The following is a 26868-nucleotide window of genomic DNA, read 5'->3' on the forward strand; positions in this document are numbered from 1 at the left end:
CTGGACTATAGTTTTACAGAACAGGTCATCAGGAAAGGGGATAAAAATGACAAGAACAACCAGGGTAATCTCCTGGACAGCAGGGATTTTCTTGTTGTTGATCGTGGTCGTCGCCATCATTATTGCGACGTTTGACTGGAACCGTCTCAAGCCGACCATCAACCAGAAAGTCTCAACCGAACTGAACCGCCCCTTCGCCATACGCGGGGATTTAGGGGTGGTATGGGAGCGCCAGAAAGAGGAGCCCGGCTGGCGAAGCTGGATCCCCTGGCCACACGTCCATGCCGACGACATCATCCTCGGCAACCCGCCGGATATCCCGGACGTCACAATGATTCACCTGCCGCGCGTTGAAGCCACGCTGGCTCCGCTGGCGCTCCTCACCAAAACGGTCTATCTGCCGTGGATCAAACTTCAGCAGCCCGATGCGCGCCTGATCCGACTCTCAGAAAAAAACAACAACTGGACGTTTAACCTTGCCAGCGACGGCGAAAAGGATCCGAATGCCCAGCCTTCTTCCTGGTCATTCCGTCTCGACAATATTCTCTTCGATCGCGGACGGATCGCCATCGACGATAAGGTCAGCAAGGCGGATGTGGAGATCCTGGTCGATCCGCTGGGCAAACCGCTGCCGTTTAGCGAGGTTACGGGCACGAAAGCAAAAGGCGACGCGGCAAGCGTAGGTGACTATGTCTTCGGCCTGACGGCAAAAGGACGCTACAACGATCAGCCTCTCAGCGGTAAAGGGAAAATAGGCGGCATGCTGGCGCTGCGGAGCGAAGGCACGCCGTTCCCGGTGCAGGCGGACTTCCGTTCCGGTAACACCCGCGTGGCGTTCGTGGGCACGGTCAACGACCCGATGAACATGGGCGGCGTCGACCTTCAGCTCAAATTTGCCGGTGATTCGCTGGGCGAGCTGTATGACCTGACCGGCGTACTGCTGCCGGATACCCCGCCGTTCGAAACGGACGGGCATCTGGTCGCCAAAATCGACACCGAAAAATCGTCCGTTTTTGACTACCGGGATTTCAACGGCCGCATCGGCGACAGCGACATCCACGGCTCGCTGACCTACACCACCGGAAAACCGCGCCCGAAACTGGAAGGGGATGTTGAGTCCCGTCAGCTGCGTCTGGCCGACCTGGGCCCGCTGATCGGCGTCGATTCCGGTAAAGGTACGAAGTCAAAAGAGGTGAAGAAAGATCTCCAGCCAGCCGGGAAAGTGCTGCCCTATGACCGCTTTGAGACGGATAAGTGGGACGTGATGGACGCGGACGTGCGCTTCAAAGGTAGAAAAATTGAACATGGCAGTACGTTGCCCATCAGCAATCTTTCGACCCATATTCTCCTCAAAAACGCCGACCTGCGCCTGCAGCCGCTGAAGTTCGGCATGGCGGGCGGGACGATATCCTCGAACATTCACCTGGAAGGCGATAAGAAGCCGATGCAGGGACGGGCGGAGATCCAGGCGCGTCGATTGAAGCTGAAAGAGCTGATGCCGAACGTAGAGTTGATGCAGAAAACCCTCGGTGAAATGAACGGTGATGCCGACATTCGCGGCGTGGGGAACTCGGTGGCGGCGCTGCTGGGCAGCGGCAATGGTAACCTGAAATTGCTGATGAACGACGGGCTGGTGAGCCGCAACCTGATGGAGATCCTGGGGCTGAACGTGGGTAATTTCGTTATCGGGCAGATCTTCGGTGATGACGAGGTGCGGGTGAACTGCGCGGCGGCCAATCTGGATCTGGTTAACGGCGTGGCGCGCCCGCAGATTTTTGCCTTCGATACGGAAAACGCGGTGATTAACGTGACCGGTACCGCCAGCATGGCCTCGGAGCAGCTTGATTTGACGATTGACCCGGAAAGTAAGGGGATCCGTATCATCACCCTGCGCTCGCCGCTTTACGTGCGCGGGACCTTCAAAAATCCGCAGGCGGGTGTGAAGCCCGGACCGCTGATTGCGCGTGGCGCAGTGGCAGCGGCGCTTGCGACGCTGGTTACCCCAGCCGCCGCGCTGCTGGCCTTGATTTCGCCGTCAGAAGGCGAAGCGAATCAGTGCCGGAATATTTTGTCGCAGATGAAGAAGTAAGGTGCGGCCTGTTTCGCCCGGGTAGCGCTGCGCTTACCCGGCCTACATTTGAATCGTAGGCCGGGTAAGGCGTAGCCGCCGCCCGGCATTAGCTTACAGAGCCTGGTGCTTAGTTTCGTGCGTCAGCAGCAGCGCAATCAGCGTCAGCGCCGCCATGGCCGCCAGATAGACGCCTACATAGAACAGACCGTAGTTCGCCTGCAGCCAGGTGGCGATATACGGCGCAACGGACGCGCCCAGAATAGACGAGACGTTATAAGAGAAAGAAGCACCGGTATAACGCACTTCCGTCGGGAACAGCTCAGGCAGCAGCGCGCCCATCGGGCCGAAGGTCAGACCCATCAGGCTCAGGCCAATCAGCAGATAGGCCATCACCAGCGCCGGGCTACCGGAACCCAGCAGCGGCGGGAAGACGAACAGGGCAAACAGAATGATCAGCGTGGTGATCGTAATCATGCTCGCACGACGACCGAATTTATCCGCCAGCAGGCCCGCAATCGGTACCATCACGCCAAACCCAATCACCGCCATCATCAGCATCCACAGCACTTCGTTACGCGGCAGCCCCAGCCCAACCGGCGCGGCGGTGGTACTGAACGTCATCGAGTAGACGGTCATGATGTAGAACAGCGTATAGGTTGCCAGCATGATAAACGTCCCCAGCACGGTCACGCGGACGTGTTTGGTCAGGAGCGTACCCAGCGGCACTTTCACCTGCTTGTTCGCCGCGGCCACTTTCGCGAAAACTGGGGTCTCATGCAGAGAAACGCGCACATACAGGCCAATCAGCACCAGCACGGCTGAGAAGATAAACGGAATACGCCATCCCCAGTTCATGAACTGTTCATCCGTCAGCAGCCAGGAGAGCAGCAGGAACGTCCCGTTGGCAAAGAAGAAGCCAATCGGTGCGCCAAGCTGCGGGAATGAGCCATACAGCGCGCGCTTGCGCGCCGGGGCGTTCTCGGTGGCCAGCAGCGCCGCGCCGCCCCATTCACCGCCCAGGCCCAGACCCTGACCAAAACGCGCCAGCGCCAGCAGGACCGGCGCCAGAATGCCGATGGTTTCATAGGTCGGCAGCAGACCGATGGCCACGGTGGAGATACCCATCGTCAGCAGCGAGGCCACGAGGGTGACTTTGCGGCCAATGCGATCGCCAAAGTGTCCAAACAGCGCAGAGCCAATCGGACGCGCAACAAACGCGATGGCAAAGGTCGCCAGAGACTGCAGCGTGGCCGCCGTCGGATCGCCCTGCGGGAAGAAAATATGCGGGAAGACGATGACCGCGGCGGTGGCATAAATATAAAAGTCGAAGAACTCGATGGCGGTGCCAATCAGCGATGCGACGACGACTTTATTGCGCGAGTTTACCGGAACGTTTTCCGTTCCCGAGTCGAGTGTGGTGGCTGTTGCTTGCATAATATTTTCTTATTTTTGTCGAACGAAAGGCCATATTACGCACAGCAAAAGCGACATTTCAATCTGTAACAAAGCCGCGCGCTGGTGATAAAAGCAACAAAAAGCGGATAATTTTCAGACCAGCCAAAACACGTCTATGAAATGCTTCTCAGATTTTAAACATCAGTCAATTAAACTGGTTTTCGGTTAAATAAAAGTTACGGACTGGATTTATATGCTGAAATGATGAATCGGGCTGAAATTTCAGCCCGAGAGCGGGATTACCGGTGCGTTTTGCCCGGCATTCGCGGGTCGTCTTTATACTCGGCGGTGGCAATCCACGCCGCGCAGAACAGGGTTAAACGCGCGAAGAAGTAGAAGAACGCCATCAGCCCCAGCACCGAGCCAAACGCCGCGCCGGAAGGGGATTTAACCAGTGACGGTAAGGTGTAAGTCATCACGATTTTGATGACCTCAAAGCCGATCGCCGCAATCAATGTGCCGCGGATCAGCGCCTTCTTGCGCGGACGATGGCGGGGCAAGCGCCAGAAGATCCAGAAGAAGAGCAGGTAGTTGGCGAAGATGGAAATGGCCAGCCCAATGCCGCGCCAGGCGGGCTTCAGCCAGTCGATGTAATCAAGGTAAAGCGCGGAAATGATCATCTGCTGCGCCGAGCCCGCCACGGAGGTAATGGAAAGCGTCACGATGAGCGCGACGAGCAGGCCAATCAGCGAAACAAAATCGCGGAGATACTTAACCCAAATTTTCTCCTGGTCCTGCGGCTTACGCTCCCAAACGTCGCGAGACTGGGCGCGAATGGCCTCGCGCAGGTTGCCCATCCAGTTAACGCCGGAGTAAAGGGCAATCAGCAAACCGACGATGCCGACGGTGGTACGCTGCTGGACGGCGGTATTAATGGTGCTTTTGAGCGTGCTGGCCAGGGTCGGGTCACTGACGTTATTCAGGATCTTATTGAAGATATCCTGCAGCAGCGTCGGGTGCGACGCGAGCACAAAACCGGCCGCCGCAAACGACACCATCAGGATCGGGATCATCGACAGGAAGGAAAAATAGGTGATGGCGGCACCAAACTGATTTCCCATGCGGTCATTAAAACGCTCGGTCGCGCGTATCAGATGCGCAACCATGGGAAACTGCTGAATTCTCGCGGCGATGCCGGTGACGGTCCCCAGCGCTTTACTGGCGGTGCCTGGCGTTGTGGCCTCTTCAGGCCCGGTTTCCATCTTTTTGACGGGCTCATACTCTAAATGTTGGGTGGGTCGTTGCGGGTTGTTTTCCGGCGTCACGCGCATTTTCCTTTTCGTTGAGCTGGATGTGTTTTTGAATTATAGCTTGCGACTAGTCCACGTAAGCTTTTGTGAGTTCGGTTAGCCACTCCATGAACAGATGGACCCGTCGGGAGAGGTTGCGGCGGTGGGGATAAATCAGGGAGACAGGCATCGGTTCGGCCCGGTATTGCGGGAGGATCTCAATCAGCTTCTTTGTGCGCAGTAAATCACGCACCCCAACCCGCGGAACCTGAATAATGCCCAGCCCGGCGAGGCAGGCAGCCTGGTAAGTTTCCGTGCTGTTGACGGTTAACACCCCTCCCGTTTTTATCCACTGGGTCGCACTGCCGTTATAAAACTCAAAGCCCTGCGGGCGGGTTCCCAGCATCGCGGCGTAGTGGATCACGGCGTGTGACCCTAAATCGTCCAGGGTTTCCGGGTAGCCAAAACGCGCCAGATAATCCGGGCTGGCGCAGTTAATCACCGACAGCTTGCCCAGCGGGCGGGCAATCAGCCCTGAATCCTTCAGCGTGCCGACGCGGACGACGCAATCAAACCCTTCACGGATCACATCCACCAGGCGATCGCTGCTGCTGAGTTCCAGTTCAATGCCCGGATAGTGCTGCAGAAAAGCAGGCAGTTTAGGGATGACTAAATTTCGAGCAACGCCGACGGGCATATCCACGCGGAGACGGCCGCTGATGCTGGAGGGATCGTGCTGAAACATGCCGTCGAGTTCATCAAGGTTTGCCAGCAGATCTTTTGCCCGCTCGTAATAGACCATGCCGTCCTGCGTCAGGCTGACGCGGCGCGTGGTGCGGTGCAATAGTTGGGTGCCAAGCCGGTTTTCCAGGGCCTGAATCTGTCGTGAAACGCTGCCTTTCGGCAGGGTTAATGTTTCGGCCGCGCGGGAAAAACTCTCCAGTTCCGCGACGCGGACGAATAGCTGCATTGCGTGAATTTTATCCATAGAGGAAGCTCATTGTTGTTGCTGCTGAAACAGTGAAGCGCTTTAACCGATCTTTATTGATTTTCTATCACCTAATAAGCTCTTTCTCAATCTCCTTAACAGCCAAAACGAGGTATATGATGAGTGAACGTATCGCATTAGTGACGGGTGGTAGCCGCGGTCTGGGTAAAAACGCTGCGTTAAAGCTGGCGGCAGACGGCACGGGAATCGTCCTGACATACAACCGTAGCCAGCAGGAAGCGCTGGACGTTGTGCGTGAAATTCAGCAAAAAGGCGTCAACGCCGCTGCATTGCAGCTGAACGTCGGTGATATCGCGAGTTTTGATAATTTTGCCCGACAGCTCCAGGACACCCTTAAAACCGTCTGGCAGCGTGAAACTTTTGACTATTTATTGAACAATGCTGGGACGGGTTTATATGCGCCCTATACCGACACGACGGAAGCCCAGTTTGATGAGGCGCTGAACATTCATTTCAAAGGACCTTTCTTCCTGACCCAGCGCCTGCTGCCGCTGCTTAACGACGGTGGACGGATCCTCAACGTCTCCAGCGGGCTGGCTCGCTTTACCCAGCCGGGCTCAGGGACCTACGCGGCCATGAAGGGGGCGATGGAAGTGCTGACGCGTTATCAGGCGAAAGAGCTGGGGGCGCGCGGGATCGCCGTCAATATCATCGCGCCGGGCGCGATTGAAACTGACTTTGGTGGCGGACGCGTGCGCGACAACGCGGAGCTGAATCAGCTTCTGGCCTCGCAGACGGCGCTGGGACGGGTAGGGCTGCCGGACGATATTGGCGATGCCGTTGCGGCACTGCTCAGCGATAAACTGGGCTGGATGAATGCGCAACGTATTGAAGTGTCAGGCGGTATGTTCCTGTGATGCACGCGCGTAAGGGGAAGGAACCCCTTAAGGAAATCCTCAACATGAATGTGTCTAAATACGGGCAGATATAAAGAACTCGGGGGGATTTGTAACGTCTCCATTCGTTGAGTTTTTTCTTAAACCACCCCTCTGTAGAATCCCCCTTCGCTATTCTCAGAGGGAGAAAAACGATGCGAGTAATCATGTTTGACAGGCATTCACTTTTTATTCACGGAGCGATACACAGTCTTCAGGCGCTAATTCCGGAAATAGATATGACAGGGACCTGTCAGGCAGACGATTTATGGACGCAGGTTTCCGCTTCACCGTCAGCTATCGTCATGATTGACGGGAACGTAATCCAGGACGACGGGATCGCTTTGCTGGAAGAGATGCTGCAACGCTTTCCGGCGATACGCGTGATTCTGGTTTTGGCGAAAAAAGAGGCCAGATGGGTTGAGCAATTGCGGCAGCGAAACGTTATGGCCATCATTCCCCGAAATGCCCACCCCGAGCGGTTTTCCGCCGTGCTGGATTCGGTGTCCAGAGGGATGGTCTGTTTTCCCGGAGAGTGGGTCAGCCTGCCGTCGTCGCCTCAGGCATTATTATCCCTTAGCGAGCGTCAGCGCGACGTGTTGAAATTGCTGGCGGCGGGGGAGTCAAACAAAGAGATTGGACGCAATCTCAACATCAGTGCGGCCACGGTAAAAGCGCACCTCGAGGCGCTTTTCCGGCGGCTGGAGGTAAAAAACAGAACGCAGGCTGCCATGTACTATACCCGTGCAACGGCCTGAAAAATCGCGTTTGGGAGCGAAGGCATCTCGCCGAAGCTGAATATCATCATAACCAGCGCATCATGCTGCTGTTGGGTTAAAGGATGCGTCACACTTTCCCGCAGCAGCGCCTCACACAGCTGAATATCGTCATGCAGCAAATCTTCTGCATCGGCAGGCGTGATGGGACCGCGAAAATGCGCCCGATCGCGGATCTCGTGACCATAGCCGATAACCCATAATCCGTTTTCGTCACGATATTTCTCAAGAGAAAGACCCTGATGTTTTTTTATTAACGCAATGGCGGCAGAAGATATTTTCAGCGCATGACCTTTCATATTCGTTTCCTCTTAATAGCGACACTGTAGAGGAAACGACGTTCGAGATATATCCGCCAAATGGCTGTTGATCAGGAATTATTATTCAGGTATTCCTGCTGTAATAAACCAAATAACCAGTCATTTTGCCAGCGCCCCGCAAGGTAATAGCTCTCGCGTAATTCGCCTTCCAGGCGAAAGCGGGCTTTTTCCAGCAGGCGTCTTGAAGCGGTATTCCCCGCGGTAACGGTAGCGGTGAGTCGACGTATACCGCCCTGATGAAAAGCGTAATCGCAAAGCGCGTTCAGGGACTCAAAGCCGTAACCATTCCCCTGCGCCTCGGGTGCGAAAAGGAAGCCTACTTCGGCACAGTCCTCCTCCCGATGAATATACCCGGTAACGCCCAGCGGGGCCTGGGAGTCGGTGTCTCGCACGACGAGACAAAGCCAGTGCGCGCTGCCCGGTGACCAGGGCGTCAGGCGCGAATCAAACGCCTCGCGGATCGCCGCGACGGGGCGGTCTTCCGCCACAAAGCGCATGACGTCGGGATGCTGCTGTAGCGCCAGAAAAAAGGGCCAGTCTTGTTCCTGCAGGGGCGAACAGGTAAGGCGAGGGGTAATTAAAACTGGCATTCAGATTCTCCTGAAACATTTTAAATGATTTTAGGGTTGTCACTTTATTTCAACAGAAAGTCAGGTATGGTTAACCGCGTATAAATAAAAAGAAAAAAGGCCGTCTCGTGCCCATTTCGGATGTCTTCGTTGTCGCTTAAGGAAAACAATGACTCTCAGCACATCACATCATATTCGCGAACAGTTCGAACACTGTCTGGCGGTCATTCGCCATGCGTCGGTGGAAATTTTACTTCTTCTGAATGTACATGCTTCTGAGGGCAAAGATCCACGCTGGTTCCTGGAACAGCTCGACAGCGCGCGATTAGCTCTGGGCGGCTGGGGAGCCGTTGCGAAAAAACTCAACCTGAATGATGCCGAGATGTCGGAATTTACGCTCCAGCTGCGCCTGCTGCAGCAGCGCGTTCCGCAGTATGAAAGCGGACAGGATGTGAGTGAAAACCAGCTTATTGCGGCGATGCGGTTTGTGACCGCGCTTGAACACCTTCGCCTGCAGCAGCCGCTATTGACCTACAGCACGGACCTGGCGCCGGGAAGCGAACTTCAGCAGCAGCAGGCGCAAAAGCAGGTACGCGCGATTGAGCTGATGATTAAAGGGCTCATCCAGCAGGCCTGGCCCGATCAGGTGCGGTTGAACAACCATCTTAAGACTCTGTTTAATGCTGACCGCGTACGGCGCTGGCTGAAGCTTGGTGAGATCAACGATGTTCTGAGCGGCATGATGTTCAGTGAACTGGCGCAGATGCTGGTGGATAAAAAAGAGTTCAGCCGCTATTACGCTTCGTTGTTCAGCGACCCGTCCATGCTGACGCTGCTGGTTGAACCGCGTAAAACGCTGCAAACTTTCCTCGACGACATTCGGCAAATCCGCAACAGCATCACCGTTCAGAAAACGTTAAGCTCAGCGCAAATTCAGCTGCTGGATAACTATTACGCGCAGATCGCGCGGCCCGTTCAGCGCGCGTTTGAAGAGGGGAGAACGCGCGTCAATCCGGCCGGATTTATGGCGGTAGATGCCAGCGAACTGCATACCTTCTGGGAAAAGGCGCAGAAAATGGATCGGGTCACCGGTGGGGATCTGTTTGAAGTCCGTGACACCATTGAAAAGCCGACCCAGCGCGCGCCGCGTAGCCCTGAACAGCGCGAGCAGCTTATTTCCGGTGCGCTATGGGGGGCGGTTGGCGTCATGGTGATTGCCATCGCGGCGGGGGGATTCTGGCTGGTGACCAGCGGTAAACCGCAGCCTGCGACCGCCAGCACGGCTGAAGCGGCCGCTCCGCAGGAAATGCGCGAGACGCCTTCCTCGCGCGAAACGCTCACGCGCATGGGGGTGACCTGGGACGAGAACAATTTCCGCTCGGCCATTAACCGCAACGATACCCGCGTGACCCTGCTATTTTTGCAGGGCGGTATGGACTGGAAGCTCTCCTGGACCGAAGAGGCGATGTCGGCAGGCTATGACGATGTGCTTGAGCTGATGTTACGCTACCGGCAGAACATGGTGGAAGAGAAGCCGTGCCGTCGTTTCATCAACACGCTCAGCCACGCCATGTCGAACGGCGAGTCTCTGACCTCGGTACGTAAAGAGTATCTCAAAGCGTTCTGCACCGTGCCTGCCGTGGTGAAACGCCAGCAGCACGATCTCGACATGGCCACACGCCGCGCGCAGTCGCAGCCGGATGCCACCACGAAAAAATGGCAGTCCATTCAGACTGCCATTTATGAGGTGATTCGCTGATTTCTTCTCCCTCTCCTTCCGGGAGAGGGTTTGCATCTTTCTCCCTGTGGGAGAGGGCACCAGACCGCACTCCCCTTAAGGCTCCCCATACAACCCAATCAGCCGCCGCACCACGCCGTTCGTCCAGCCGAAGCCATCCTGCAGCGGATACTCACCCCCGCCACCTTCTCGCGGCGTACTGCTGGCGATGTGGTACTTCTCAATCAGCTTATGATGCGTCTGATAAAAATGGTTCACCGTATGCAGCCAGCTCCAGGCGATCTCATCGCCCAGCGAATCGTTGCCGTACTGCTTGAACCCCTGAATCGCCATCCACTGCAGCGGCGCCCAGCCGTTGGGTTTATCCCACTGCTCGCCGGTTTCGTACTCGGTCGCCAGAATTCCGCCCGGCGTCAGCAGCCGCGCTTTGACCGCGTCAGACAGGCGCTCGGCCTGCTCGTGCGTCGCCATGCCAACGTACAGCGGCACAATGCTGGCTGCCGAGAACAGCGCCTGTTCCTCGCGCCGCCAGTCGTAATCGCGGTAACAGCCGCTCTCCTCGTCCCACAGATAGCGGTTCACCGCCGCGCGGCGGTCGTTAGCTTTCTGGCGGAACGCCTCTGCCGTCTCTTTATCCCCTTTCGACGCCGAGATGTTGGCGATAGCGCTTTCCAGCTTGAACAGGAAGGCGTTCAGATCGATGGGGATAAACTGCGTCGTGCGGATGCTGGCGAGCCGCGATGGATCGCGCAGCCAGCGGGACGAATAATCCCAGCCGGACGCCGCCCCCGCGCGCAGATCGCGATACACCTCGTTGGGCGGACGACCCGAGTGGCGGGCCGTTTCCACGTCCTCAATCCACGATTCGTCGCGTGGGGTATCACGGTCGTCCCAGTAGCGGTTGAGCAGCGAGCCATCCGGCATGCGCACGGCGCTGCGGTAGGCCTGGTTAAGCAGCAGCGACTCCGCGCCGTCCATCCAGAAGGCGTACTCCATTTTGAGGTGGTCCAGATAGCGTTTCGCACCGCGCACGCCGTCCTCCTCGAACAGCTCCACCATCAGCGCAAAGACCGGCGGCTGCGAGCGGCTGAGATAATAGGTGCGGTTGCCGTTGGGGATATGACCGTAGCGCTCAATCAGCCAGGCGAAGTTGTCCGCCATACATTTGAGCAGATCGTTACGGCCACTCTCCGCCAGCCCCAGCATGGAGAAATAGGAATCCCAGTAGTAGGTCTCGCTGAATCGCCCGCCGGGGACGATATAGGCCTGCGGCAGCGCCAGCAGGGAAGACCAGGGAATATGATCCTGCGGCTCGCGCGTCAGCACCGGCCACAGGTTATCAATGTGCTCTTTCAGGGAAAGGCCCGGGTCGGAGACATATTCTGTGCCGTACGTTTCCGGCATCCAGAAGTGGTTCTCCACAAACTGGCGCAGGTCGAAATCCCGGTGGCGTCTGACCTTGCGGTAGCGGATCAGGATATCCAGCGGATCCATCTTCGGCGCGCAGTCGGGGAAGGTTTTACTGTCCGCAAACAGCCGCGACGACTGCACATGCTCGAACAGTTCAAGGTAGCGGTCTGCGGGCGTCAACGCATCGGAGGCGGGTAGCCCCTCGATCATTTCGGGTTCCGGCTCCGCCTCAATCATTTCATCCAGTTTCAACTCGCAGGGATCGGTCTCGTAGCGCAGCTCTTCTGCAATCTCGAACTCGATGTTCTCGGTAGCCTGTAGTTTCTGGTTGAACATGGTGATAGGGACCTCCGGTTGTGTGTTCAAAAGACAGGTTTATCCGGGCGTCTTATAAGCGTAGACATTCGCTTCGGTAGTTGGGGAGGGATATGTGCGGTAGATCACTATTTTCGGAGCATTCGTTTTGCAACGATTTATGAATGTTAAAAAAAAATGCCCCTCGGGGGAGGGGCATCAGGATTAACGCATGGTCACAAACTCTTCTGCGGCCGTCGGGTGGATTGCCACCGTGTTGTCGAAGTCTTTCTTCGTTGCGCCCATCTTCAGCGCCACGGCGAAGCCCTGCAGGATCTCGTCCATGCCGAAGCCGATGCCGTGGATGCCGACAATCTTCTCTTCCGGGCCCACGCAGACCAGCTTCATGCGGCACGGCTGACGGTGCGAGGTGACGGCGGTATACATCGCGGTGAAGGCCGATTTATACACTTTCACCTGGTCGTCGCCATACTGTTCGCGCGCCTGCGGCTCGGTTAAGCCGACGGTGCCGATTGGCGGGTGGCTGAAGACCACGGTTGGGATAAGGTTGTAATCCAGATGCTCGTCCGGCTTGTTGTTAAACAGGCGCTCGGAGAGACGACGGCCCGCCGCAACGGCTACCGGGGTCAGCTCGACCGCTCCGGTATTATCGCCGACCGCATAAATGCCCGGTACGCTGGTGTTCTGGAATTTATCGACGACGATATAGCCTTTTTCGTCGGTTTTCACGCCGGTCACGCCCAGGTTGAAGTTATCGTTCGCCGGTTCACGGCCAATCGCCCAGATCAGGCAGTCGACGGTCTGGCTGCGGCCATCTTCCAGCTCAAGCGTCAGGCTGCCGTCCGCGTTTTTCACGACCGCTTTTGGCACGGCGTTGGTGTGCAGGGTCGGGCCTTCGGCGTTCATCACTTCAACCAGCGTGTCGACAATCAGCGGGTCAAAGCTGCGCAGCGGCGCGTGTTTACGTACGAACAGGTGCGCCTCAGCGCCCAGGCCGTTAATCACCCCAGCCAGTTCCACCGCGATGTAACCCGCACCCACAACGGCAACGCGCTCAGGCAGGGCAGGCAGCTCGAAGAAACCGTCGGAGTCGATGCCGTATTCCACGCCCGGAATGTTCGGGTGGCTCGGACGGCCGCCGGTGGCGATCAGGATGCGATCGGCGGTGATCGTCTCACCGTTCACTTCGATCGTTTTCGCGTCAACAAAGCGGGCGAAACCGTGGATCACGTCGACGTTATTCTTGCCCAGCACGTTGTCGTACGAGGTGTGAATACGGTCGATGTAGGCGGTACGGCTGGCAATCAGTTTGTCCCAGTCGAAGTGGTTGATGGTGGTGTCAAAGCCGTAGTCCGGGCCATACATATGGATAGCTTCACGGATCTGCGCCGCATGCCACATCACTTTCTTCGGTACACAACCCACGTTCACGCAGGTGCCGCCCAGCGCTTTGGCTTCAATCAGCGCGCACTTCTGGCCGTACATGGCCGCACGGTTGATGGAGGCGATGCCGCCGCTGCCGCCGCCGATTGCGATGTAGTCATAATGCTTAGTCATAGCTTTTGTCCTTAATCGTGAATTGCCGCGATTGTATACCTGAAATCAATAGTTTCCACCGATGGCTGCGATTACTCCGGCACGATCCAACTGACGGTGGCGTGGCCTGTACCGGCTGGCACCAGCGTTTTATGCAGCCACGGCAGCACGTTGTTCATCTGCGCTTCGAGCTTCCACGGCGGGTTGATCACAATCATCCCGGAGGCGGTCATGCCGCGCTGATCGCTGTCCGGACGTACCGCCAGCTCAATCTGCAGGATTTTGCGGATGCCGGTCGCTTCCAGGTCTTTGATCATGCGTTTGATTTGCGCGCGCAGCACCACCGGATACCACAGGGCGTATGTCCCGGTGGCGAAGCGTTTGTAGCCTTCATGGATACCGGTCACCACCGCCTGATAGTCGGTTTTGATTTCGTACGGCGGGTCGATCAGCACCAGGCCGCGACGGGAAACCGGCGGCAGCTTGGCTTTCAGCTGCTGGTAACCGTCGGATTTTTCCACGCGGGCGCGGCTGTCTTTCTGGAATTCAGAACGCAGCAGCGGGAAGTCGCTCGGATGCAGCTCGGTCAGCTGGAGGCTGTCCTGCTCGCGCAGCAGCTGGCGTGCAATCAGCGGCGAGCCCGGGTAGTAGCGCAGCTGGCCGTTGCGGTTGAAGTGATTTACCACGCCGATGTACGGCTCCAGCTCGGCAGGCAGATCGTCCTGCTGCCAGATGCGGGCAATCCCTTCCAGATATTCACCGGTACGCTCGGCATGCTCGCCGCTCAGCTGATAACGGCCCGCGCCCGCGTGCGTGTCCAGATAGAGAAACGGCTTCTCTTTCTCTTTGAGCGATTCGATGATCAGGCTCTGAACGGTGTGTTTAAGGACGTCGGCGTGGTTGCCTGCGTGGAAGCTGTGGCGATAACTGAGCATGGGTAATGATATTCCGCTGAAGTGACGATTTGCCACAGTTTACAGCAGAACGGCGCAGATTACCCGTAGGCCCGGTAAGCGCAGTGCCACCGGGCGTTTTTCGACAACCTTCGGCATTGAAATCCTCTACACTTAACCCCATTCTAGATCCCATATGCACAGCGCCGGATGCGCGCTTCATTCACCTATTTCAACAGGACAGCGTTTATGACCAATCCATTACTGACGCCTTTTTCGTTGCCGCCGTTTTCTAAAATCCTCCCTGAGCATGTGGTTCCAGCCGTTACGCAATCGCTGGACAACTGCCGCGCGGCGGTAGAAAGCGTGGTAGCGCAGGGCGCGCCGTACACCTGGGAAAATCTGTGTCAGCCGCTGGCCGAAGTGGACGACGTGCTGGGGCGTATCTTCTCCCCGGTGAGCCACCTGAACTCGGTAAAAAACAGCCCGGAACTGCGCGAAGCCTACGAACAGACCCTGCCGCTGCTCTCTGAGTACAGCACCTGGGTCGGCCAGCACGAAGGTCTGTACAAAGCCTACCGCGACCTGCGCGACGGCGACCATTATGCCGAACTGAACACGGCGCAGAAAAAATCGGTCGATAACGCCCTGCGTGATTTTGAGCTGTCCGGGATTGGCCTACCAAAAGAGAAGCAGACCCGCTACGGTGAAATTGCCGCGCGCCTGTCCGAGCTGGGCAACCAGTACAGCAACAACGTGCTCGACGCCACCATGGGCTGGACGAAGCTGATTACCGACGAAGCGGAGCTGGCGGGTATGCCGGAAAGCGCGCTGGCGGCGGCAAAAGCCCAGGCCGAGGCGAAAGAGCAGGACGGTTTCCTGTTAACGCTGGATATCCCGAGCTATCTGCCGGTGATGACCTACTGCGACAACCAGGCGCTGCGCGAAGAGATGTACCGCGCGTACAGCACCCGCGCCTCCGATCAGGGGCCGAATGCCGGTAAGTGGGACAACAGCCCGGTCATGGCGGAAATCCTCGCCCTGCGTCACGAGCTGGCCCAGCTGCTGGGCTTCGAAAACTACGCCGATAAATCCCTCGCCACCAAAATGGCGGAGAACCCGCAGCAGGTACTCGACTTCCTGACCGATCTGGCGAAACGCGCCCGTCCTCAGGGTGAGAAAGAGCTGGCCCAGCTGCGCGCCTTCGCGAAAGCGGAGTTCGGCGTGGACGAGCTGCAGCCGTGGGATATTGCCTACTACAGCGAAAAACAGAAGCAACACCTCTACAGCATTAGCGACGAGCAGCTGCGCCCGTACTTCCCGGAAAACAAAGCCGTTAACGGCCTGTTCGAAGTGGTGAAACGCATCTATGGCATCACCGCCAAAGAGCGTACCGACATCGACGTCTGGCACCCGGACGTGCGCTTCTTCGAACTGTATGACGAGAAAAACGAACTGCGCGGCAGCTTCTACCTCGATCTCTACGCGCGTGAGAACAAGCGCGGCGGGGCGTGGATGGACGACTGCGTGGGCCAGATGCGTAAAGCCGACGGCTCTCTGCAGAAGCCGGTCGCCTACCTGACCTGTAACTTCAACCGCCCGGTGAACGGCAAACCGGCGCTGTTCACCCACGACGAGGTGATCACCCTGTTCCACGAGTTCGGTCACGGTCTGCACCACATGCTGACCCGCATCGAAACCGCAGGCGTAGCCGGCATCAGCGGCGTGCCGTGGGATGCGGTCGAGCTGCCAAGCCAGTTTATGGAAAACTGGTGCTGGGAGCCGGACGCGCTGGCGTTTATCTCCGGCCACTATGAGACCGGCGAACCGCTGCCGAAAGAGCTGCTGGATAAAATGCTGGCTGCGAAAAACTACCAGGCGGCGATGTTCATCCTGCGTCAGCTGGAGTTCGGCCTGTTCGACTTCCGCCTGCACGCCGAGTTTAGCCCGGAGCAGGGGGCGAAAATCCTTGAAACCCTGGGCGAGATTAAAAAGCAGGTTGCCGTTATTCCAGGGCCAACCTGGGGCCGCTTCCCGCACGCCTTCAGCCATATCTTCGCTGGCGGCTACGCGGCGGGTTACTACAGCTACCTGTGGGCCGACGTGCTGGCGGCAGATGCCTTCTCTCGCTTCGAAGAAGAGGGGATCTTCAACCGCGAAACGGGTCAGTCGTTCCTTGATAACATCCTGACCCGCGGCGGGTCTGAAGAGCCAATGGTGCTGTTCAAACGCTTCCGCGGGCGCGAGCCGCAGCTGGATGCGATGCTTGAGCATTACGGGATCAAAGGCTGATTGTTACGTGAAGATCTGCTTAGTGGATGAAACAGGCGCCGGAGACGGCGCCTTATCTGTTCTGGCGACCCGCTGGGGGCTGGAGCACGATGAAGAAAACCTGATGGCGCTGGTGATGACGCCAGCGCATCTCGAATTACGTAAGCGCGACGAACCGAAGCTCGGCGGGATTTTTGTCGATTTTGTCGGCGGCGCGATGGCACACCGGCGCAAGTTCGGCGGCGGTCGCGGCGAAGCGGTGGCTAAAGCGGTCGGCATCAAAGGGAGCTATCTCCCGGACGTGGTCGATGCCACGGCGGGGTTAGGGCGTGATGCCTTTGTGCTGGCGTCTGTCGGCTGTCGCGTGCGGATGCTGGAGCGTAATCCGGTGGTCGCTGCGCTGCTCGACGATGGGCTAGCGCGGGGCTATGCGGACCCGGAAATCGGCCCGTGGCTGCAGAAACGACTACAGCTGATCCACGCCTCCAGCCTGACGGCGCTGACCGACATCACCCCGCGCCCGCAGGTGGTCTATCTCGACCCCATGTTCCCGCATAAGCAGAAAAGCGCGCTGGTGAAGAAAGAGATGCGGGTGTTTCAGTCGCTGGTGGGGCCGGATTTGGATGCCGATGGCCTGCTGGAGCCGGCTCGTCAGCTCGCGACGAAGCGGGTGGTGGTAAAGCGCCCGGACTATGCGCCGCCGCTGGCGGACGTTGCGACCACTAACGCGGTGACCACCAAAGGACACCGGTTTGATATTTATCCGGGTACGCCGGAATAAAAAAAGCCGGGTGGCGGCTTCGCCTTACCCGGCCTACGTCCTCGATCTATTCCCTCTCCCTGTGGGAGAGGGTTAGGGTGAGGGGAATTTAACGCGCTTACTCGTCTTCTTCGTCACGCAGTGGAACAATCAGCATATCCACGTGAACGGTGTTAATCAGCTGGCGCGCTGAAGACATCAGCTTGCTCCAGAAGTCCTGATGGTGACCGCAAACCACCAGGTCCATGTCGTATTTCTTGATCGCATCAACCAGCACCTGGCCCAGGTCGCCGCTGCCGCTCAGGGTTTCGGTAATCGGATAACCCGCGTTGGTGGACAGTTCGCTCAGGGCGTGGTGAGTCTCTTCGGAGATGCGTTTCTGCATATCGCCAAGATTCACGTCGATCAGACCGGTGTAGAGGTCGGAGTAATTCACGTCAACGTGAATCAGCGAAACTTTCGCGTTGTAGGGGCGTGCCATGGATACCGCTTTATCAACCAGCACTTTGCTCTCCGGGGAGAGGTCTACCGCGATGAGAATGTGTTTGTAAGCCATAGTGTTACTCCTTCCTTAAGTTATCGATGACTAAATGGGAAAGCCGTCGTCTGATGCTTTCATTACGGCCCAGTTAAACATATTTTTCAAGCTTTGGTGTTGATAACGATTAACCTTGTGGCAAAAAAATTAACGGATCTCCTACACTATTAAATGAGCCGTTCGGATATTAAAACGCGAACCGGATCGACTTTTGGTCATTCTTTCACTGAACTGTCTGTCAGGGCATTGGGGTGCGGTAGCTCAGGAGCCTTGCTTCGTGGGCGGACGCCGGGGAGGATGTATGATTAGCACCGTCGCATTGTTTTGGGCGTTATGCGTGGTTTGCATAGTGAATATGGCGCGCTACTTCTCATCGTTACGTGCGCTGTTAGTGGTACTTCGTGGTTGCGATCCGTTGCTTTATCAGTATGTGGACGGTGGAGGGTTCTTCACCTCGCATGGACAGCCCAGCAAGCAGATGCGTCTGGTGGGATACATCTACTACCAGCGCTACCGCGATCATCACGATGAAGAGTTTATTCGTCGCTGCGAGCGCCTGCGTCGTCAGTTCATTTTGACCAGCGCCCTGTGCGGGCTGGTCGTGGTCAGTATGATTGCATTGATGATTTGGCACTGAGCATAAAAAAAAGCGGGTCAGTTTCCTGACCCGCTTTTTGTCGCCTTCAACCGATTAAATCAGCTTCAGCGAAATCCAGTACAAACCGCCAGACAGCAGGATAGAGGCCGGAAGGGTGAACACCCAGGCCATCAGAATGTTGGTTACGGTTTTGCGCTGCAGGCCGCCACCGTCAACAATCATGGTACCTGCCACGGACGAAGAGAGTACGTGGGTGGTGGATACCGGCATACCGGTGTAGCTCGCCAGACCGATAGACACTGCCGCCGTCATCTGCGCGGACATACCCTGCGCATAGGTCATGCCTTTCTTACCGATCTTCTCGCCGATGGTGGTCGCCACGCGACGCCAGCCAATCATCGTACCGATACCGAGCGCCAGCGCGACGGCCATGATGATCCAGATTGGCGCGTACTCGATGGTGTTGAGCATATCGCCTTTCAGTTTCTTCAGGAGACGCTGGTCGTCAGCATTCACGTCAGGCAGCTTCGCCACTTTATCCGTCACATCAGAGATGCACAGCATAATGCGACGCAGCTGACCACGCTGCTCAACGGTCAGTTTGTCATAACTTTCGATATTGCCCAGCATGCCTTTCGCACGTTCCAGCGCGTTAATCGCGTTTGCCGGATGGCAGTGGAACTCACCAGGTGCAGTCGCGGCACCCGCTTCCGGAGAAGGGATTAACTGGTCAACGCCGGTCGCCTTCTTCAGCAAATCGGGATGCTGCTGGAAGTAGGTTTCGACGTTGTTGACCGCATCGCGGGTACGGGTGATTTCGTAGCCGGAAGCATTCATGTTGACCACGAATCCCGCCGGTGCGACGCCAATCAGTACCAGCATCACCAGACCAATGCCTTTCTGACCATCGTTCGCGCCGTGTGAGAAAGCCACGCCGATAGCGGAAATGATCAGGGCAATACGCGTCCAGAATGGCGGCTTTTTCTTGCCGTCTTTCTTTTCACGCTCTGCTGGCGTCAGGTGAATACGGGAGCGTTTTTTAGTATTGCTCCAGTAACGACGCAGGATGAAGATCAGCCCGCCAGCCACCACCAGACCCACAATAGGGGAGACGATGAGTGAGGCGAAGATCCCCAGTACTTTCGGGATATTTAACGCATCAACAACCGATGTACCGGTCATGAGGGCGTTCGTTAACCCGATACCGATAATCGCGCCGATGAGGGTGTGAGAACTGGATGCAGGCAAGCCGAAATACCAGGTACCGAGGTTCCAGATAATTGCAGCAAGCAGCATTGAGAACACCATAGCGAGGCCATGGCCAGAACTTACGTTAAGCAGCAGATCCGTTGGCAGCATATGCACAATGGCATACGCAACGCTCAGTCCGCCCAGGAGGACACCAAAAAAGTTAAATACCGCCGCCATAACAACCGCAAGCTGCGATCGCATTGCGCGAGTGTAGATAACCGTCGCTACTGCGTTTGCAGTGTCGTGGAAGCCGTTGATCGCTTCGTAAAACAGTACAAAAACCAGAGCAAGCAATAATAAAAGCCCGGTATGTAAATCCAGGCCGGCAAACAAATGTAGCATAGGACGTTACGCCATTTTGAGGACATGAACGCGGCGCATTATCCAGGACAAATGCACGGCGGGCAAAGTGAAATATAGACTTTTTTTGACATACCACCTGAATTGAGAAAAGTGCCTGAAAGGATATTCTTTAAATTTCAAGGGAATGGCTTTGTAATATCTTTTTACGCTGGTGTGACCACAGAGGAAACTTTACAATCCGCGGCAGTTAACAAAGAGGGTTTTGACGTGGAAAGGTTTGATGCCGTGGTAATTGGCGCCGGTGCGGCGGGTATGTTTTGTGCGGCGATGGCCGGACAGGCGGGTCGTCGCGTGCTGCTGCTGGATAACGGTAAAAAGCCAGGCCGTAAGATCCTGATGTCCGGCGGTGGGCGCTGTAACTTCACTAATCTGTATGTTGAGCCCGCGGCCTATTTGAGCCAAAACCGTCATTTTTGTAAATCTGCGCTGGCGCGTTACACCCAGTGGGATTTTATCGACCTGGTGGGTAAGCACGGCATTGCGTGGCATGAAAAGACGCTGGGACAGCTGTTCTGCGACGACTCCGCGCAGCAGATTGTCGATATGCTGGTGGCCGAGTGCGAGAAGGGCGGCGTCGTCATGCGCCTGCGCACGGAAGTGCTGGAGGTCGCCCGCGACGACCAGGGCTACACGCTGCAGCTCAACGGTGAAACCGTCAGCGCAGACAGCCTGGTGATCGCCAGCGGCGGCCTGTCCATGCCGGGGCTGGGTGCCTCCCCGTTTGGCTATAAGATTGCCGAACAGTTTGGCCTGAAAGTCTTGCCCACGCGCGCCGGGCTGGTGCCGTTTACGTTGCATAAACCGCTTCTTGAACAGCTTCAGACGCTGTCTGGCGTGTCTGTTCCCTCGGTCATTACAGCCGAAGATGGGACGGTGTTCCGCGAAAATCTGCTCTTTACCCATCGCGGCCTCTCCGGCCCGGCGGTACTGCAAATCTCCAGCTACTGGCAGCCGGGGGAATTCGTCACGGTTAACCTGCTCCCGGACTGCGATCTCGACGCGTTCCTTAACGAGCAGCGTACCGCGCACCCGAATCAAAGCCTGAAAAACACGCTGGCAATGCAGTTGCCAAAACGCCTGGTGGAATGTTTGCAGGTGCTGGGGCAGATCCCGGATGTGTCGCTCAGGCAGCTTAACAGCCGCGAGCAGGAAACGCTGGTTGAGACGCTGACAGCCTGGCGCGTGCAGCCAAACGGCACCGAAGGCTACCGCACGGCGGAAGTGACGCTGGGCGGGGTCGACACGAATGAGCTCTCGTCCCGCACCATGGAAGCGCGCAACGTGCCGGGGCTCTATTTTATTGGCGAAGTGATGGACGTTACCGGCTGGCTCGGCGGGTACAACTTCCAGTGGGCATGGGCAAGCGCCTGGGCCTGCGCACAGGCGCTGGCAGAGAAATAATCACGCAACGCAATTATTGCACCAACTTCTTGAGGCCGGACTGTTTGCTGCGTTTTATTTCGTCATCGACGCGTTTAATGACTGGAACACCAGCTTCTACTTTTCACTGGTGAGCTACGCGACGGTAGGATACGGCGACGTCACGTTACCCCAGCACTGGCGGCTCATCGGCGGTGTGGAAGGGCTGGTGGGCGCGTTGATGGTGGGCTGGTCTGTGGCGGTTCTGGTGGCAGTTCTGCAGCGTTTGCGCGGCATGAGCGCCTAAACGGCAGATGCACGATCCCCTTCGGGTAAGGTAAAGTACACCCCTCTTTACGCAGCCGACAGGGCTGCGGCTTTGAGGGCGAAGAGGCTGATTAATGGCCCGCCCTTTTTTGTTCCTGGTTTACGCCAGTTTGCATGGTGTTGTGTTTTGTCTGCCAAAAGGGTTTTGTATGTCTGCTGCTCATCTCGGTTTCCCGACGGAAACCGTTGTTGTCTTTGTGGTGATGGCCGTTGGGGCGATGTTTATCGACCTCTTTATGCACCGTCACGATAAACCTGTCTCGCTGAAAAGCGCGGCGATGTGGTCCATTTTCTGGGTCATGATGGCGATGGCCTTCGCCGGATTCCTGTATGTTCACCACGGTGCCGAGATGGCGAGCCTGTTCCTCACCGGCTACGCTCTGGAAGAGGTGCTCTCCGTCGATAACCTGTTTGTGATGATGGCGATTTTCGCCTGGTTCGGCGTGCCGGATAAGTACCGTCACCGCGTGCTTTACTGGGGCGTGCTGGGGGCGATTGTCTTCCGCGGCATCTTTGTGGCTATCGGCACCAGCCTGTTAAGCCTGGGGCCGTACGTTGAGGTGATTTTCGCGCTGGTCGTCGGCTGGACGGCGGTGATGATGCTCAGGCGCAATGAAGAGAGTGACGAAGTGGAAGATTATTCGGGTCACCTCGCCTATCGCCTGGTGAAGCGCTTCTATCCGGTCTGGCCGAAAATCAGCAGCAACGCCTTTATTCTGACGCAGAAAGAGGTGGATGCGGAGCTGGAGAAGCCGGAAAACCAGGACGTGATGGTTGGCCGCGTGAAGAAGGCGAAGCGCTATGCGACGCCGCTGCTGCTTTGCGTGGCCGTCGTCGAGCTCTCTGACGTGATGTTCGCGTTTGACTCCGTGCCGGCCATTATTGCCGTGAGCCGCGAACCGCTGATTATCTACAGCGCCATGATGTTCGCCATTCTCGGCCTGCGTACGCTTTACTTCGTGCTGGAGGCGCTGAAGCAGTATCTGGTGCACCTCGAGAAAGCCGTGGTGCTGCTGCTGTTCTTCGTGGCGTTCAAGCTGGGATTAAACGCCACCGACCACTTCTGGCATCACGGTTACAGCATTGGCGCGACCGCCAGCCTGTTTGTGGTACTAGGCGTGCTGGCGCTGGGGATTATTGCGAGCGTGATGTTCCCGGGGAAACGTACTGCCTGATGCATCGCCCGGTGGCGCTTCGCTTACCGGGCCTACGGTTTGGTTTTCTCCCTCTCCCTGTGGGAGAGGGCCGGGGTGAGGGCACCAGACCGCACCTAACCCTTAATCGGTGAATTCCGGCGCTTGCGCGGGTGATGGAAGTGTCGCCAGTGCGGATCCTGCGCCGCCGCCAGCAGCTCGTGGTCGCCGCGGGTGTCGCCCCAGGCGCGCAGGTGATAGGCGTTCAGATCGCCATACACCTTTTCCAATCTTGCCACCTTCTGGGCGCAGCGGCAGTTATTGCCCGTGATGCGCCCCGTCAGCTTGCCGTCTTTCACTTCCAGCTGCGTGCCAATCAGCTTAATGCCCAGCTTGTCGGCCCACGGCTGGAGCACCAGCGCAGGAGACGCGGAACAGATGGTCACCTCCGCACCGGAATTCACCTCTGCAGCGACGGCCATTACGCCCTCTGGACGCATCAGCTTGTTCCAGTATTTTTCGCAAAAGGCTTCCGCCTGCTGGCGCAGCCAGTGTTCATCCACGCCCGTCAGGAACGTTTTAATCAGCACTTCCTTCAGCTCATCGCGCGTCAGCTTGCGACGCACGCAGTGGAGCGTGGGCAGCGCCATACGCACCAGGCGGCCCGCGAAGTAACGTTTACCGAAGGCAAAACGCAGGAAAGGAATAAAGCTGTCGTGGTGTGTTAACGTCCCGTCAAAGTCAAAGACGGAGAGCACGCTGGATTTTGCCACCGTCTCGTCGGCAATCATATTGGTCATAAATACGTCTTAGCTGAAATACACATTCTGCGGATCAGTTTACCTGCTTTAGCTGGACAGTCCTTATATCACCACCATTTTTTTCTCGATCTTGCGATCTCAAAGTGAGTCCAATTTTGGCCTCGATAAGGATTGGTGAAAAAATGAACTGTCTATATTATCGCCACATCGCAAGATATTTCGGGGAACCCTTGGGCCCCACAGGTAAGGAAAAACTCACTCACTACTTCTTTATTGATATGACTCTTAGATCGCTTATTTCAATCCTCACGTTAAGTTTTGCTTCGTTTTCTGCAATGAGTTTTCAACTTCCAGCGTCGATGTTATCGATGAACAGTGAGCTGGCAGTATCACCGGCGAAATCTGCGCTGGTGCATCAGGAAACAGGCCCGCTGCGCTCGCGTATTCTCGATCAATACCAGAAATGGAAAGGCACCCAGTACCAGTGGGGCGGAACCACGCATCGCGGGGTGGATTGCTCCGCGCTGATGCAGCACCTGTTCAGCGACGCGGCGCATCTTAATTTACCGCGCACGACGCGCGAGCAGATCCATCGCGGCGTGCAGGTGGCACAATACCGCCTGAAGGCCGGCGATCTGGTCTTCTTCCAGACGGGTCCGAACCGCAAGCACGTCGGCGTTTATATTGGCAATAGCCAGTTTATTCATGCCTCAAGCAGCCAGGGGGTAACGGTCTCAACCCTGACCGATGATTACTGGCAAGCACACTTCATTACCGCCCGTCGGGTTGCAGGCAGTGCGGCCTGACAGCGTCAGATGATGTCATCCACGACGCCGCCGTCGACGCGCAATGCCGCGCCCGAGGTGGCGGAGGCCTGTGGCGAACAGACATAAATAACCATATTGGCCACCTCTTCAACCGTGGCCGCACGCTGAATAACCGAGCTGGGGCGGTTGGCCATCACAAACTCTTTCGCCAGCTGCTCCAGCGATTTGCCGGTTTTTTCGATTTCATCTTTCATCATCTCTGCGAAACCGTCTGACATCGTCGGGCCTGGCAGTACGCTGTTGACCGTCACGCCGCTTCCCGCCGCAAATTTCGCCAGCCCGCGCGCCAGCGAGAGCTGCGCCGTTTTGGTCACGCCGTAGTGGATCATATCCGCCGGGATATTGCAGGCCGACTCGGAGGAGATAAACACCACGCGTCCCCAGCCTTTCTGCACCATGCCAGGCAGCAGGGCGCGGGACAGACGCACGCCGGACATCACGTTGGTCTGCCAGTAACGCTCCCAGGTCTCATCGTCGGTGGAATAGAAATCCTGCGGGCCGTAAATCCCGGCGTTGTTAACCAGGATATCGACGCTATTCGCCACCTTCAGAAGCGACTCGACCCCTTCCGCCGTGCTGAGATCGGCAATCGCGGCACGTACCTGTACGCCCGGCACCACCTGCTGTAGCTGCTGAATGCCTTTATTCACCGATTCCGTACTACGGCCATTGACGATCACTTCCGCACCGCTTTCTGCCAGACCTCTGGCAATGGCGAATCCGATCCCGCCGGTTGAGGCGGTCACCAGCGCCACTTTCCCCGCAAAGTCGATTTTCATCATCTGCTCCTTATCCTTTAAACGTTCGGACCTTAAAGCGTAGCAGGTGAGGATGACGGCTCCTGGCTAAAAAGGCGCAACAGCGTCTCAACCTGCTCATCAAGCGGGGCGAGGGAGCGCTTTACAATCAGGTGAAGCGGCGTTGCCCTGCGCGCACCGTGGCTCAGCGGCAGGCGTTTCAGCACGCCTTGATCCAGCTGGGTTTGGATGCGTTCCTCTGGCAGCCAGCCGTACCCGACCTGAGAGACGACGGCTTCAATGGCGGCATCAATGGTGGAAAACGTCCACGACTCGCCGACCGCGCGCGCGGCGGACTGGCTGTCCGCAATCTGGATAAGCGGCCACGGGCGCAGCATCTCATCATTTAGCGGCGCGTCGAGGTGAAAGAGGGGATGCTGGTGATGGGCCACGGCTACAAAGTCGATATTCATCAGCCATTCGCCGAGCCCGGTAATGTCCTGGCGGCGGGTTAAGATCATCACGTCGGCTTCGTCGTTAATGGCGTCGGCGCGGGTATTTTCCAGAACCTCGGTAAGTCGTACCTGGGTCTGCGGATACTGCTGCTGGAACTGACGCAGGATGGCGAACAGGCGGCGGCGCGGGAAAATAGAGTCCACCACCAGATCCAACCGCGTGCGCATCCCGTTGCGAAGGGTCGATGCGCGCGTCTCGACGTACGAAAACGCTTTCAGCAGCGGTTTAACCTGGTTGAGAAGAAGTTCTCCGGCCGGGGTTAACACCGCCCGTCGCCCCTCCGGCACCAGCAGCGCCACGCCCAGCCGCTCCTGCAGCAGCGACAGGTTATAGCTCACCGAGGACTGGCTGCGGTGGGTTTCTTCCGCGGCTTTGGCAAAGCTGCCCGCCTCAACCACCTTCGCCAGTAAGGACCATTGTTCCAGCGTCGTCTTGTGCATAATTTATCTAAAATTTGGATGAATTTGATTAAAACATAGCGTTATTCATTCATTTTTTGAAGGGGTACGATCGTCTCATCAAAACAAAGGAGACATCTTATGAACACCTTCGACAAACATGACTTAAGCGGCTTCGTTGGCAAACACCTTGTTTATACTTACGATAACGGCTGGAACTACGAGATTTATGTAAAAAATGAGACCACGCTTGATTACCGTATCCACAGCGGTCTGGTGGCCAACCGTTGGGTGAAAGATCAGCAGGCTTACATCGTGCGGGTAGGGGAAAGCATCTATAAAATTTCCTGGACCGAGCCAACCGGTACCGACGTCAGCCTGATCGTGAACCTGGGCGACAAGCTGTTCCACGGCACCATCTTCTTCCCACGCTGGGTCATGAACAATCCGGAAAAAACCGTCTGCTTCCAGAACGACCACATTCCGCTGATGAACAGCTATCGCGATGCAGGCCCGGCGTATCCAACGGAAGTGATTGATGAATTTGCCACAATCACCTTTGTGCGCGACTGCGGTGCAAATAATGAAAGCGTTATCGCCTGCGCGGCCAGTGAATTGCCGAATGATTTTCCTGCTAATCTTAACTAAGCGCGACAGTTGAATTCGCGACAATTGATATAAATAGAAAGTTCCCGGAGGATGACGGAATTCCCACCCAAACCTCCGGGATTTTTATTTTGGTTGAGTATTCATTTACTTTTCTTATAATTTTAATGTAAACGAAATGAAATAGTAGAGTAATCGCTGTGAGTCCACCCACAAAAAACAAAAAA

Annotated in this window: 25 protein-coding genes; 12 read left to right on the forward strand and 13 right to left on the reverse strand. The window is 56.8% G+C overall.

Features of this window, described 5'->3' with window-relative positions:
- Nucleotides 1-46: 46 nt before the first annotated feature.
- Nucleotides 47-2089 carry an AsmA family protein gene (locus AB8846_RS16385; RefSeq protein WP_370733187.1) on the forward strand — a complete coding sequence of 681 codons (2043 nt, stop codon included), beginning with the start codon at nucleotides 47-49 and terminating at the stop codon, nucleotides 2087-2089.
- A 93-nt stretch (nucleotides 2090-2182) separates the two neighbouring features.
- Here the strand turns inward: AB8846_RS16385 and AB8846_RS16390 are convergent, their stop codons facing one another.
- From AB8846_RS16390 to AB8846_RS16400, 3 genes are all read right to left on the reverse strand, one after another.
- On the reverse strand, nucleotides 2183-3505 hold the full coding sequence (locus AB8846_RS16390; RefSeq protein ID WP_370733188.1) for an MFS transporter: 1323 nt from the start codon (nucleotides 3503-3505) through the stop codon (nucleotides 2183-2185).
- Between the two features lie 260 nt (nucleotides 3506-3765).
- The gene (gene yhjD / locus AB8846_RS16395) at nucleotides 3766-4791 is read right to left on the reverse strand and encodes an inner membrane protein YhjD (RefSeq protein WP_063144302.1); all 1026 of its coding nucleotides are present in this window, start codon (nucleotides 4789-4791) and stop codon (nucleotides 3766-3768) included.
- Between the two features lie 52 nt (nucleotides 4792-4843).
- Entirely contained in the window at nucleotides 4844-5743 is a 900-nt protein-coding gene (locus tag AB8846_RS16400; protein ID WP_063144296.1) for a LysR family transcriptional regulator, read from the reverse strand.
- A 119-nt stretch (nucleotides 5744-5862) separates the two neighbouring features.
- Here AB8846_RS16400 and AB8846_RS16405 point away from each other — a divergent pair, with 119 nt between their 5' ends.
- Together AB8846_RS16405 and AB8846_RS16410 are read left to right on the forward strand one after the other, a co-directional pair.
- Complete coding sequence (locus AB8846_RS16405) at nucleotides 5863-6621, forward strand: SDR family NAD(P)-dependent oxidoreductase (protein ID WP_370733233.1); 759 nt, start codon at nucleotides 5863-5865, stop codon at nucleotides 6619-6621.
- Nucleotides 6622-6794: 173 nt separating this feature from the next.
- Complete coding sequence (locus AB8846_RS16410) at nucleotides 6795-7397, forward strand: DNA-binding response regulator (RefSeq protein WP_370733189.1); 603 nt, start codon at nucleotides 6795-6797, stop codon at nucleotides 7395-7397.
- Here AB8846_RS16410 and AB8846_RS16415 read toward each other — a convergent pair.
- Nucleotides 7376-7714 carry a lysozyme gene (locus AB8846_RS16415; protein ID WP_370733190.1) on the reverse strand — a complete coding sequence of 113 codons (339 nt, stop codon included), beginning with the start codon at nucleotides 7712-7714 and terminating at the stop codon, nucleotides 7376-7378. The genes AB8846_RS16410 and AB8846_RS16415 overlap by 22 nt on opposite strands.
- 71 nt (nucleotides 7715-7785) lie before the next feature.
- Nucleotides 7786-8325 (reverse strand): GNAT family protein, encoded by a 540-nt coding sequence (locus tag AB8846_RS16420; protein WP_331411057.1) that lies wholly within the window; start codon nucleotides 8323-8325, stop codon nucleotides 7786-7788.
- A 148-nt stretch (nucleotides 8326-8473) separates the two neighbouring features.
- On the opposite strand from AB8846_RS16420, the gene AB8846_RS16425 reads away from it, so the two are divergent.
- Nucleotides 8474-10063 carry an STY4199 family HEPN domain-containing protein gene (locus AB8846_RS16425; protein ID WP_370733191.1) on the forward strand — a complete coding sequence of 530 codons (1590 nt, stop codon included), beginning with the start codon at nucleotides 8474-8476 and terminating at the stop codon, nucleotides 10061-10063.
- A gap of 75 nt (nucleotides 10064-10138) precedes the next feature.
- Here the strand turns inward: AB8846_RS16425 and AB8846_RS16430 are convergent, their stop codons facing one another.
- From AB8846_RS16430 to AB8846_RS16440, 3 genes are all read right to left on the reverse strand, one after another.
- Nucleotides 10139-11788: an alpha,alpha-trehalase gene (locus tag AB8846_RS16430; RefSeq protein WP_159515086.1), complete on the reverse strand. Its 1650-nt coding sequence runs from the start codon at nucleotides 11786-11788 to the stop codon at nucleotides 10139-10141.
- Nucleotides 11789-11971: 183 nt separating this feature from the next.
- Complete coding sequence (gorA, locus tag AB8846_RS16435; RefSeq protein ID WP_370733192.1) at nucleotides 11972-13324, reverse strand: glutathione-disulfide reductase; 1353 nt, start codon at nucleotides 13322-13324, stop codon at nucleotides 11972-11974.
- 71 nt (nucleotides 13325-13395) lie between these two features.
- Nucleotides 13396-14238 (reverse strand): 23S rRNA (adenine(2030)-N(6))-methyltransferase RlmJ, encoded by an 843-nt coding sequence (locus tag AB8846_RS16440; protein ID WP_023333753.1) that lies wholly within the window; start codon nucleotides 14236-14238, stop codon nucleotides 13396-13398.
- A gap of 207 nt (nucleotides 14239-14445) precedes the next feature.
- Between AB8846_RS16440 and prlC the strand changes: the two genes are divergently transcribed.
- Both prlC and rsmJ read left to right on the forward strand, forming a co-directional pair.
- Nucleotides 14446-16488, forward strand: coding sequence for an oligopeptidase A (prlC, locus tag AB8846_RS16445; RefSeq protein WP_370733193.1), 2043 nt, complete (start codon nucleotides 14446-14448; stop codon nucleotides 16486-16488).
- Nucleotides 16489-16495: 7 nt separating this feature from the next.
- Nucleotides 16496-17248, forward strand: a complete 753-nt coding sequence (rsmJ, locus tag AB8846_RS16450; RefSeq protein WP_370733194.1) for a 16S rRNA (guanine(1516)-N(2))-methyltransferase RsmJ — start codon at nucleotides 16496-16498, stop codon at nucleotides 17246-17248.
- A 97-nt stretch (nucleotides 17249-17345) separates the two neighbouring features.
- Here the strand turns inward: rsmJ and uspA are convergent, their stop codons facing one another.
- Nucleotides 17346-17783: a universal stress protein UspA gene (gene uspA / locus AB8846_RS16455; RefSeq protein WP_003861223.1), complete on the reverse strand. Its 438-nt coding sequence runs from the start codon at nucleotides 17781-17783 to the stop codon at nucleotides 17346-17348.
- A 283-nt stretch (nucleotides 17784-18066) separates the two neighbouring features.
- Here uspA and uspB point away from each other — a divergent pair, with 283 nt between their 5' ends.
- Nucleotides 18067-18402 (forward strand): universal stress protein UspB, encoded by a 336-nt coding sequence (gene uspB / locus AB8846_RS16460; RefSeq protein ID WP_003861224.1) that lies wholly within the window; start codon nucleotides 18067-18069, stop codon nucleotides 18400-18402.
- A gap of 54 nt (nucleotides 18403-18456) precedes the next feature.
- On the opposite strand, the gene pitA is transcribed toward uspB, so the two are convergent.
- Nucleotides 18457-19956 carry an inorganic phosphate transporter PitA gene (gene pitA, locus AB8846_RS16465; protein WP_045327197.1) on the reverse strand — a complete coding sequence of 500 codons (1500 nt, stop codon included), beginning with the start codon at nucleotides 19954-19956 and terminating at the stop codon, nucleotides 18457-18459.
- Nucleotides 19957-20184: 228 nt separating this feature from the next.
- Here pitA and AB8846_RS16470 point away from each other — a divergent pair, with 228 nt between their 5' ends.
- From AB8846_RS16470 to AB8846_RS16480, 3 genes are all read left to right on the forward strand, one after another.
- The gene (locus AB8846_RS16470) at nucleotides 20185-21378 is read left to right on the forward strand and encodes an NAD(P)/FAD-dependent oxidoreductase (protein ID WP_370733195.1); all 1194 of its coding nucleotides are present in this window, start codon (nucleotides 20185-20187) and stop codon (nucleotides 21376-21378) included.
- A 16-nt stretch (nucleotides 21379-21394) separates the two neighbouring features.
- Nucleotides 21395-21643, forward strand: coding sequence for a potassium channel family protein (locus AB8846_RS16475; RefSeq protein WP_331411064.1), 249 nt, complete (start codon nucleotides 21395-21397; stop codon nucleotides 21641-21643).
- Nucleotides 21644-21812: 169 nt separating this feature from the next.
- Nucleotides 21813-22838 carry a TerC/Alx family metal homeostasis membrane protein gene (locus AB8846_RS16480; RefSeq protein ID WP_023333744.1) on the forward strand — a complete coding sequence of 342 codons (1026 nt, stop codon included), beginning with the start codon at nucleotides 21813-21815 and terminating at the stop codon, nucleotides 22836-22838.
- Between the two features lie 95 nt (nucleotides 22839-22933).
- Here the strand turns inward: AB8846_RS16480 and AB8846_RS16485 are convergent, their stop codons facing one another.
- On the reverse strand, nucleotides 22934-23596 hold the full coding sequence (locus AB8846_RS16485) for an HAD family hydrolase (RefSeq protein ID WP_074147273.1): 663 nt from the start codon (nucleotides 23594-23596) through the stop codon (nucleotides 22934-22936).
- Nucleotides 23597-23916: 320 nt separating this feature from the next.
- Between AB8846_RS16485 and AB8846_RS16490 the strand changes: the two genes are divergently transcribed.
- Nucleotides 23917-24363 carry an NlpC/P60 family protein gene (locus AB8846_RS16490; protein ID WP_370733234.1) on the forward strand — a complete coding sequence of 149 codons (447 nt, stop codon included), beginning with the start codon at nucleotides 23917-23919 and terminating at the stop codon, nucleotides 24361-24363.
- Between the two features lie 5 nt (nucleotides 24364-24368).
- Here the strand turns inward: AB8846_RS16490 and AB8846_RS16495 are convergent, their stop codons facing one another.
- The gene (locus AB8846_RS16495; protein WP_370733235.1) at nucleotides 24369-25163 is read right to left on the reverse strand and encodes an SDR family NAD(P)-dependent oxidoreductase; all 795 of its coding nucleotides are present in this window, start codon (nucleotides 25161-25163) and stop codon (nucleotides 24369-24371) included.
- 32 nt (nucleotides 25164-25195) lie between these two features.
- Nucleotides 25196-26077 carry a LysR family transcriptional regulator gene (locus AB8846_RS16500; protein ID WP_063144281.1) on the reverse strand — a complete coding sequence of 294 codons (882 nt, stop codon included), beginning with the start codon at nucleotides 26075-26077 and terminating at the stop codon, nucleotides 25196-25198.
- A 99-nt stretch (nucleotides 26078-26176) separates the two neighbouring features.
- Between AB8846_RS16500 and AB8846_RS16505 the strand changes: the two genes are divergently transcribed.
- Entirely contained in the window at nucleotides 26177-26683 is a 507-nt protein-coding gene (locus AB8846_RS16505; RefSeq protein ID WP_024908855.1) for a phenolic acid decarboxylase, read from the forward strand.
- Nucleotides 26684-26868: the final 185 nt, after the last annotated feature.

This window comes from Enterobacter sp. KB-221C9, assembly GCF_041320715.1.
GTDB lineage: Bacteria > Pseudomonadota > Gammaproteobacteria > Enterobacterales > Enterobacteriaceae > Enterobacter > Enterobacter asburiae_D.

Excerpts from the sequence above, each read along its gene's own strand:
- AB8846_RS16385 (WP_370733187.1), top strand. The coding sequence starts at position 47 with ATGACAAGAACAACCAGGGTAATCTCCTGGACAGCAGGGATTTTCTTG.
- AB8846_RS16390 (WP_370733188.1), bottom strand. The coding sequence starts at position 3,505 with ATGCAAGCAACAGCCACCACACTCGACTCGGGAACGGAAAACGTTCCG.
- AB8846_RS16400 (WP_063144296.1), bottom strand. The coding sequence starts at position 5,743 with ATGGATAAAATTCACGCAATGCAGCTATTCGTCCGCGTCGCGGAACTG.
- AB8846_RS16405 (WP_370733233.1), top strand. The coding sequence starts at position 5,863 with ATGAGTGAACGTATCGCATTAGTGACGGGTGGTAGCCGCGGTCTGGGT.
- AB8846_RS16410 (WP_370733189.1), top strand. The coding sequence starts at position 6,795 with ATGCGAGTAATCATGTTTGACAGGCATTCACTTTTTATTCACGGAGCG.
- AB8846_RS16415 (WP_370733190.1), bottom strand. The coding sequence starts at position 7,714 with ATGAAAGGTCATGCGCTGAAAATATCTTCTGCCGCCATTGCGTTAATA.
- AB8846_RS16420 (WP_331411057.1), bottom strand. The coding sequence starts at position 8,325 with ATGCCAGTTTTAATTACCCCTCGCCTTACCTGTTCGCCCCTGCAGGAA.
- AB8846_RS16425 (WP_370733191.1), top strand. The coding sequence starts at position 8,474 with ATGACTCTCAGCACATCACATCATATTCGCGAACAGTTCGAACACTGT.
- AB8846_RS16430 (WP_159515086.1), bottom strand. The coding sequence starts at position 11,788 with ATGTTCAACCAGAAACTACAGGCTACCGAGAACATCGAGTTCGAGATT.
- gorA (WP_370733192.1), bottom strand. The coding sequence starts at position 13,324 with ATGACTAAGCATTATGACTACATCGCAATCGGCGGCGGCAGCGGCGGC.
- AB8846_RS16440 (WP_023333753.1), bottom strand. The coding sequence starts at position 14,238 with ATGCTCAGTTATCGCCACAGCTTCCACGCAGGCAACCACGCCGACGTC.
- prlC (WP_370733193.1), top strand. The coding sequence starts at position 14,446 with ATGACCAATCCATTACTGACGCCTTTTTCGTTGCCGCCGTTTTCTAAA.
- uspA (WP_003861223.1), bottom strand. The coding sequence starts at position 17,783 with ATGGCTTACAAACACATTCTCATCGCGGTAGACCTCTCCCCGGAGAGC.
- uspB (WP_003861224.1), top strand. The coding sequence starts at position 18,067 with ATGATTAGCACCGTCGCATTGTTTTGGGCGTTATGCGTGGTTTGCATA.
- pitA (WP_045327197.1), bottom strand. The coding sequence starts at position 19,956 with ATGCTACATTTGTTTGCCGGCCTGGATTTACATACCGGGCTTTTATTA.
- AB8846_RS16480 (WP_023333744.1), top strand. The coding sequence starts at position 21,813 with ATGTCTGCTGCTCATCTCGGTTTCCCGACGGAAACCGTTGTTGTCTTT.
- AB8846_RS16485 (WP_074147273.1), bottom strand. The coding sequence starts at position 23,596 with ATGACCAATATGATTGCCGACGAGACGGTGGCAAAATCCAGCGTGCTC.
- AB8846_RS16490 (WP_370733234.1), top strand. The coding sequence starts at position 23,917 with ATGTTATCGATGAACAGTGAGCTGGCAGTATCACCGGCGAAATCTGCG.
- AB8846_RS16495 (WP_370733235.1), bottom strand. The coding sequence starts at position 25,163 with ATGAAAATCGACTTTGCGGGGAAAGTGGCGCTGGTGACCGCCTCAACC.
- AB8846_RS16500 (WP_063144281.1), bottom strand. The coding sequence starts at position 26,077 with ATGCACAAGACGACGCTGGAACAATGGTCCTTACTGGCGAAGGTGGTT.
- AB8846_RS16505 (WP_024908855.1), top strand. The coding sequence starts at position 26,177 with ATGAACACCTTCGACAAACATGACTTAAGCGGCTTCGTTGGCAAACAC.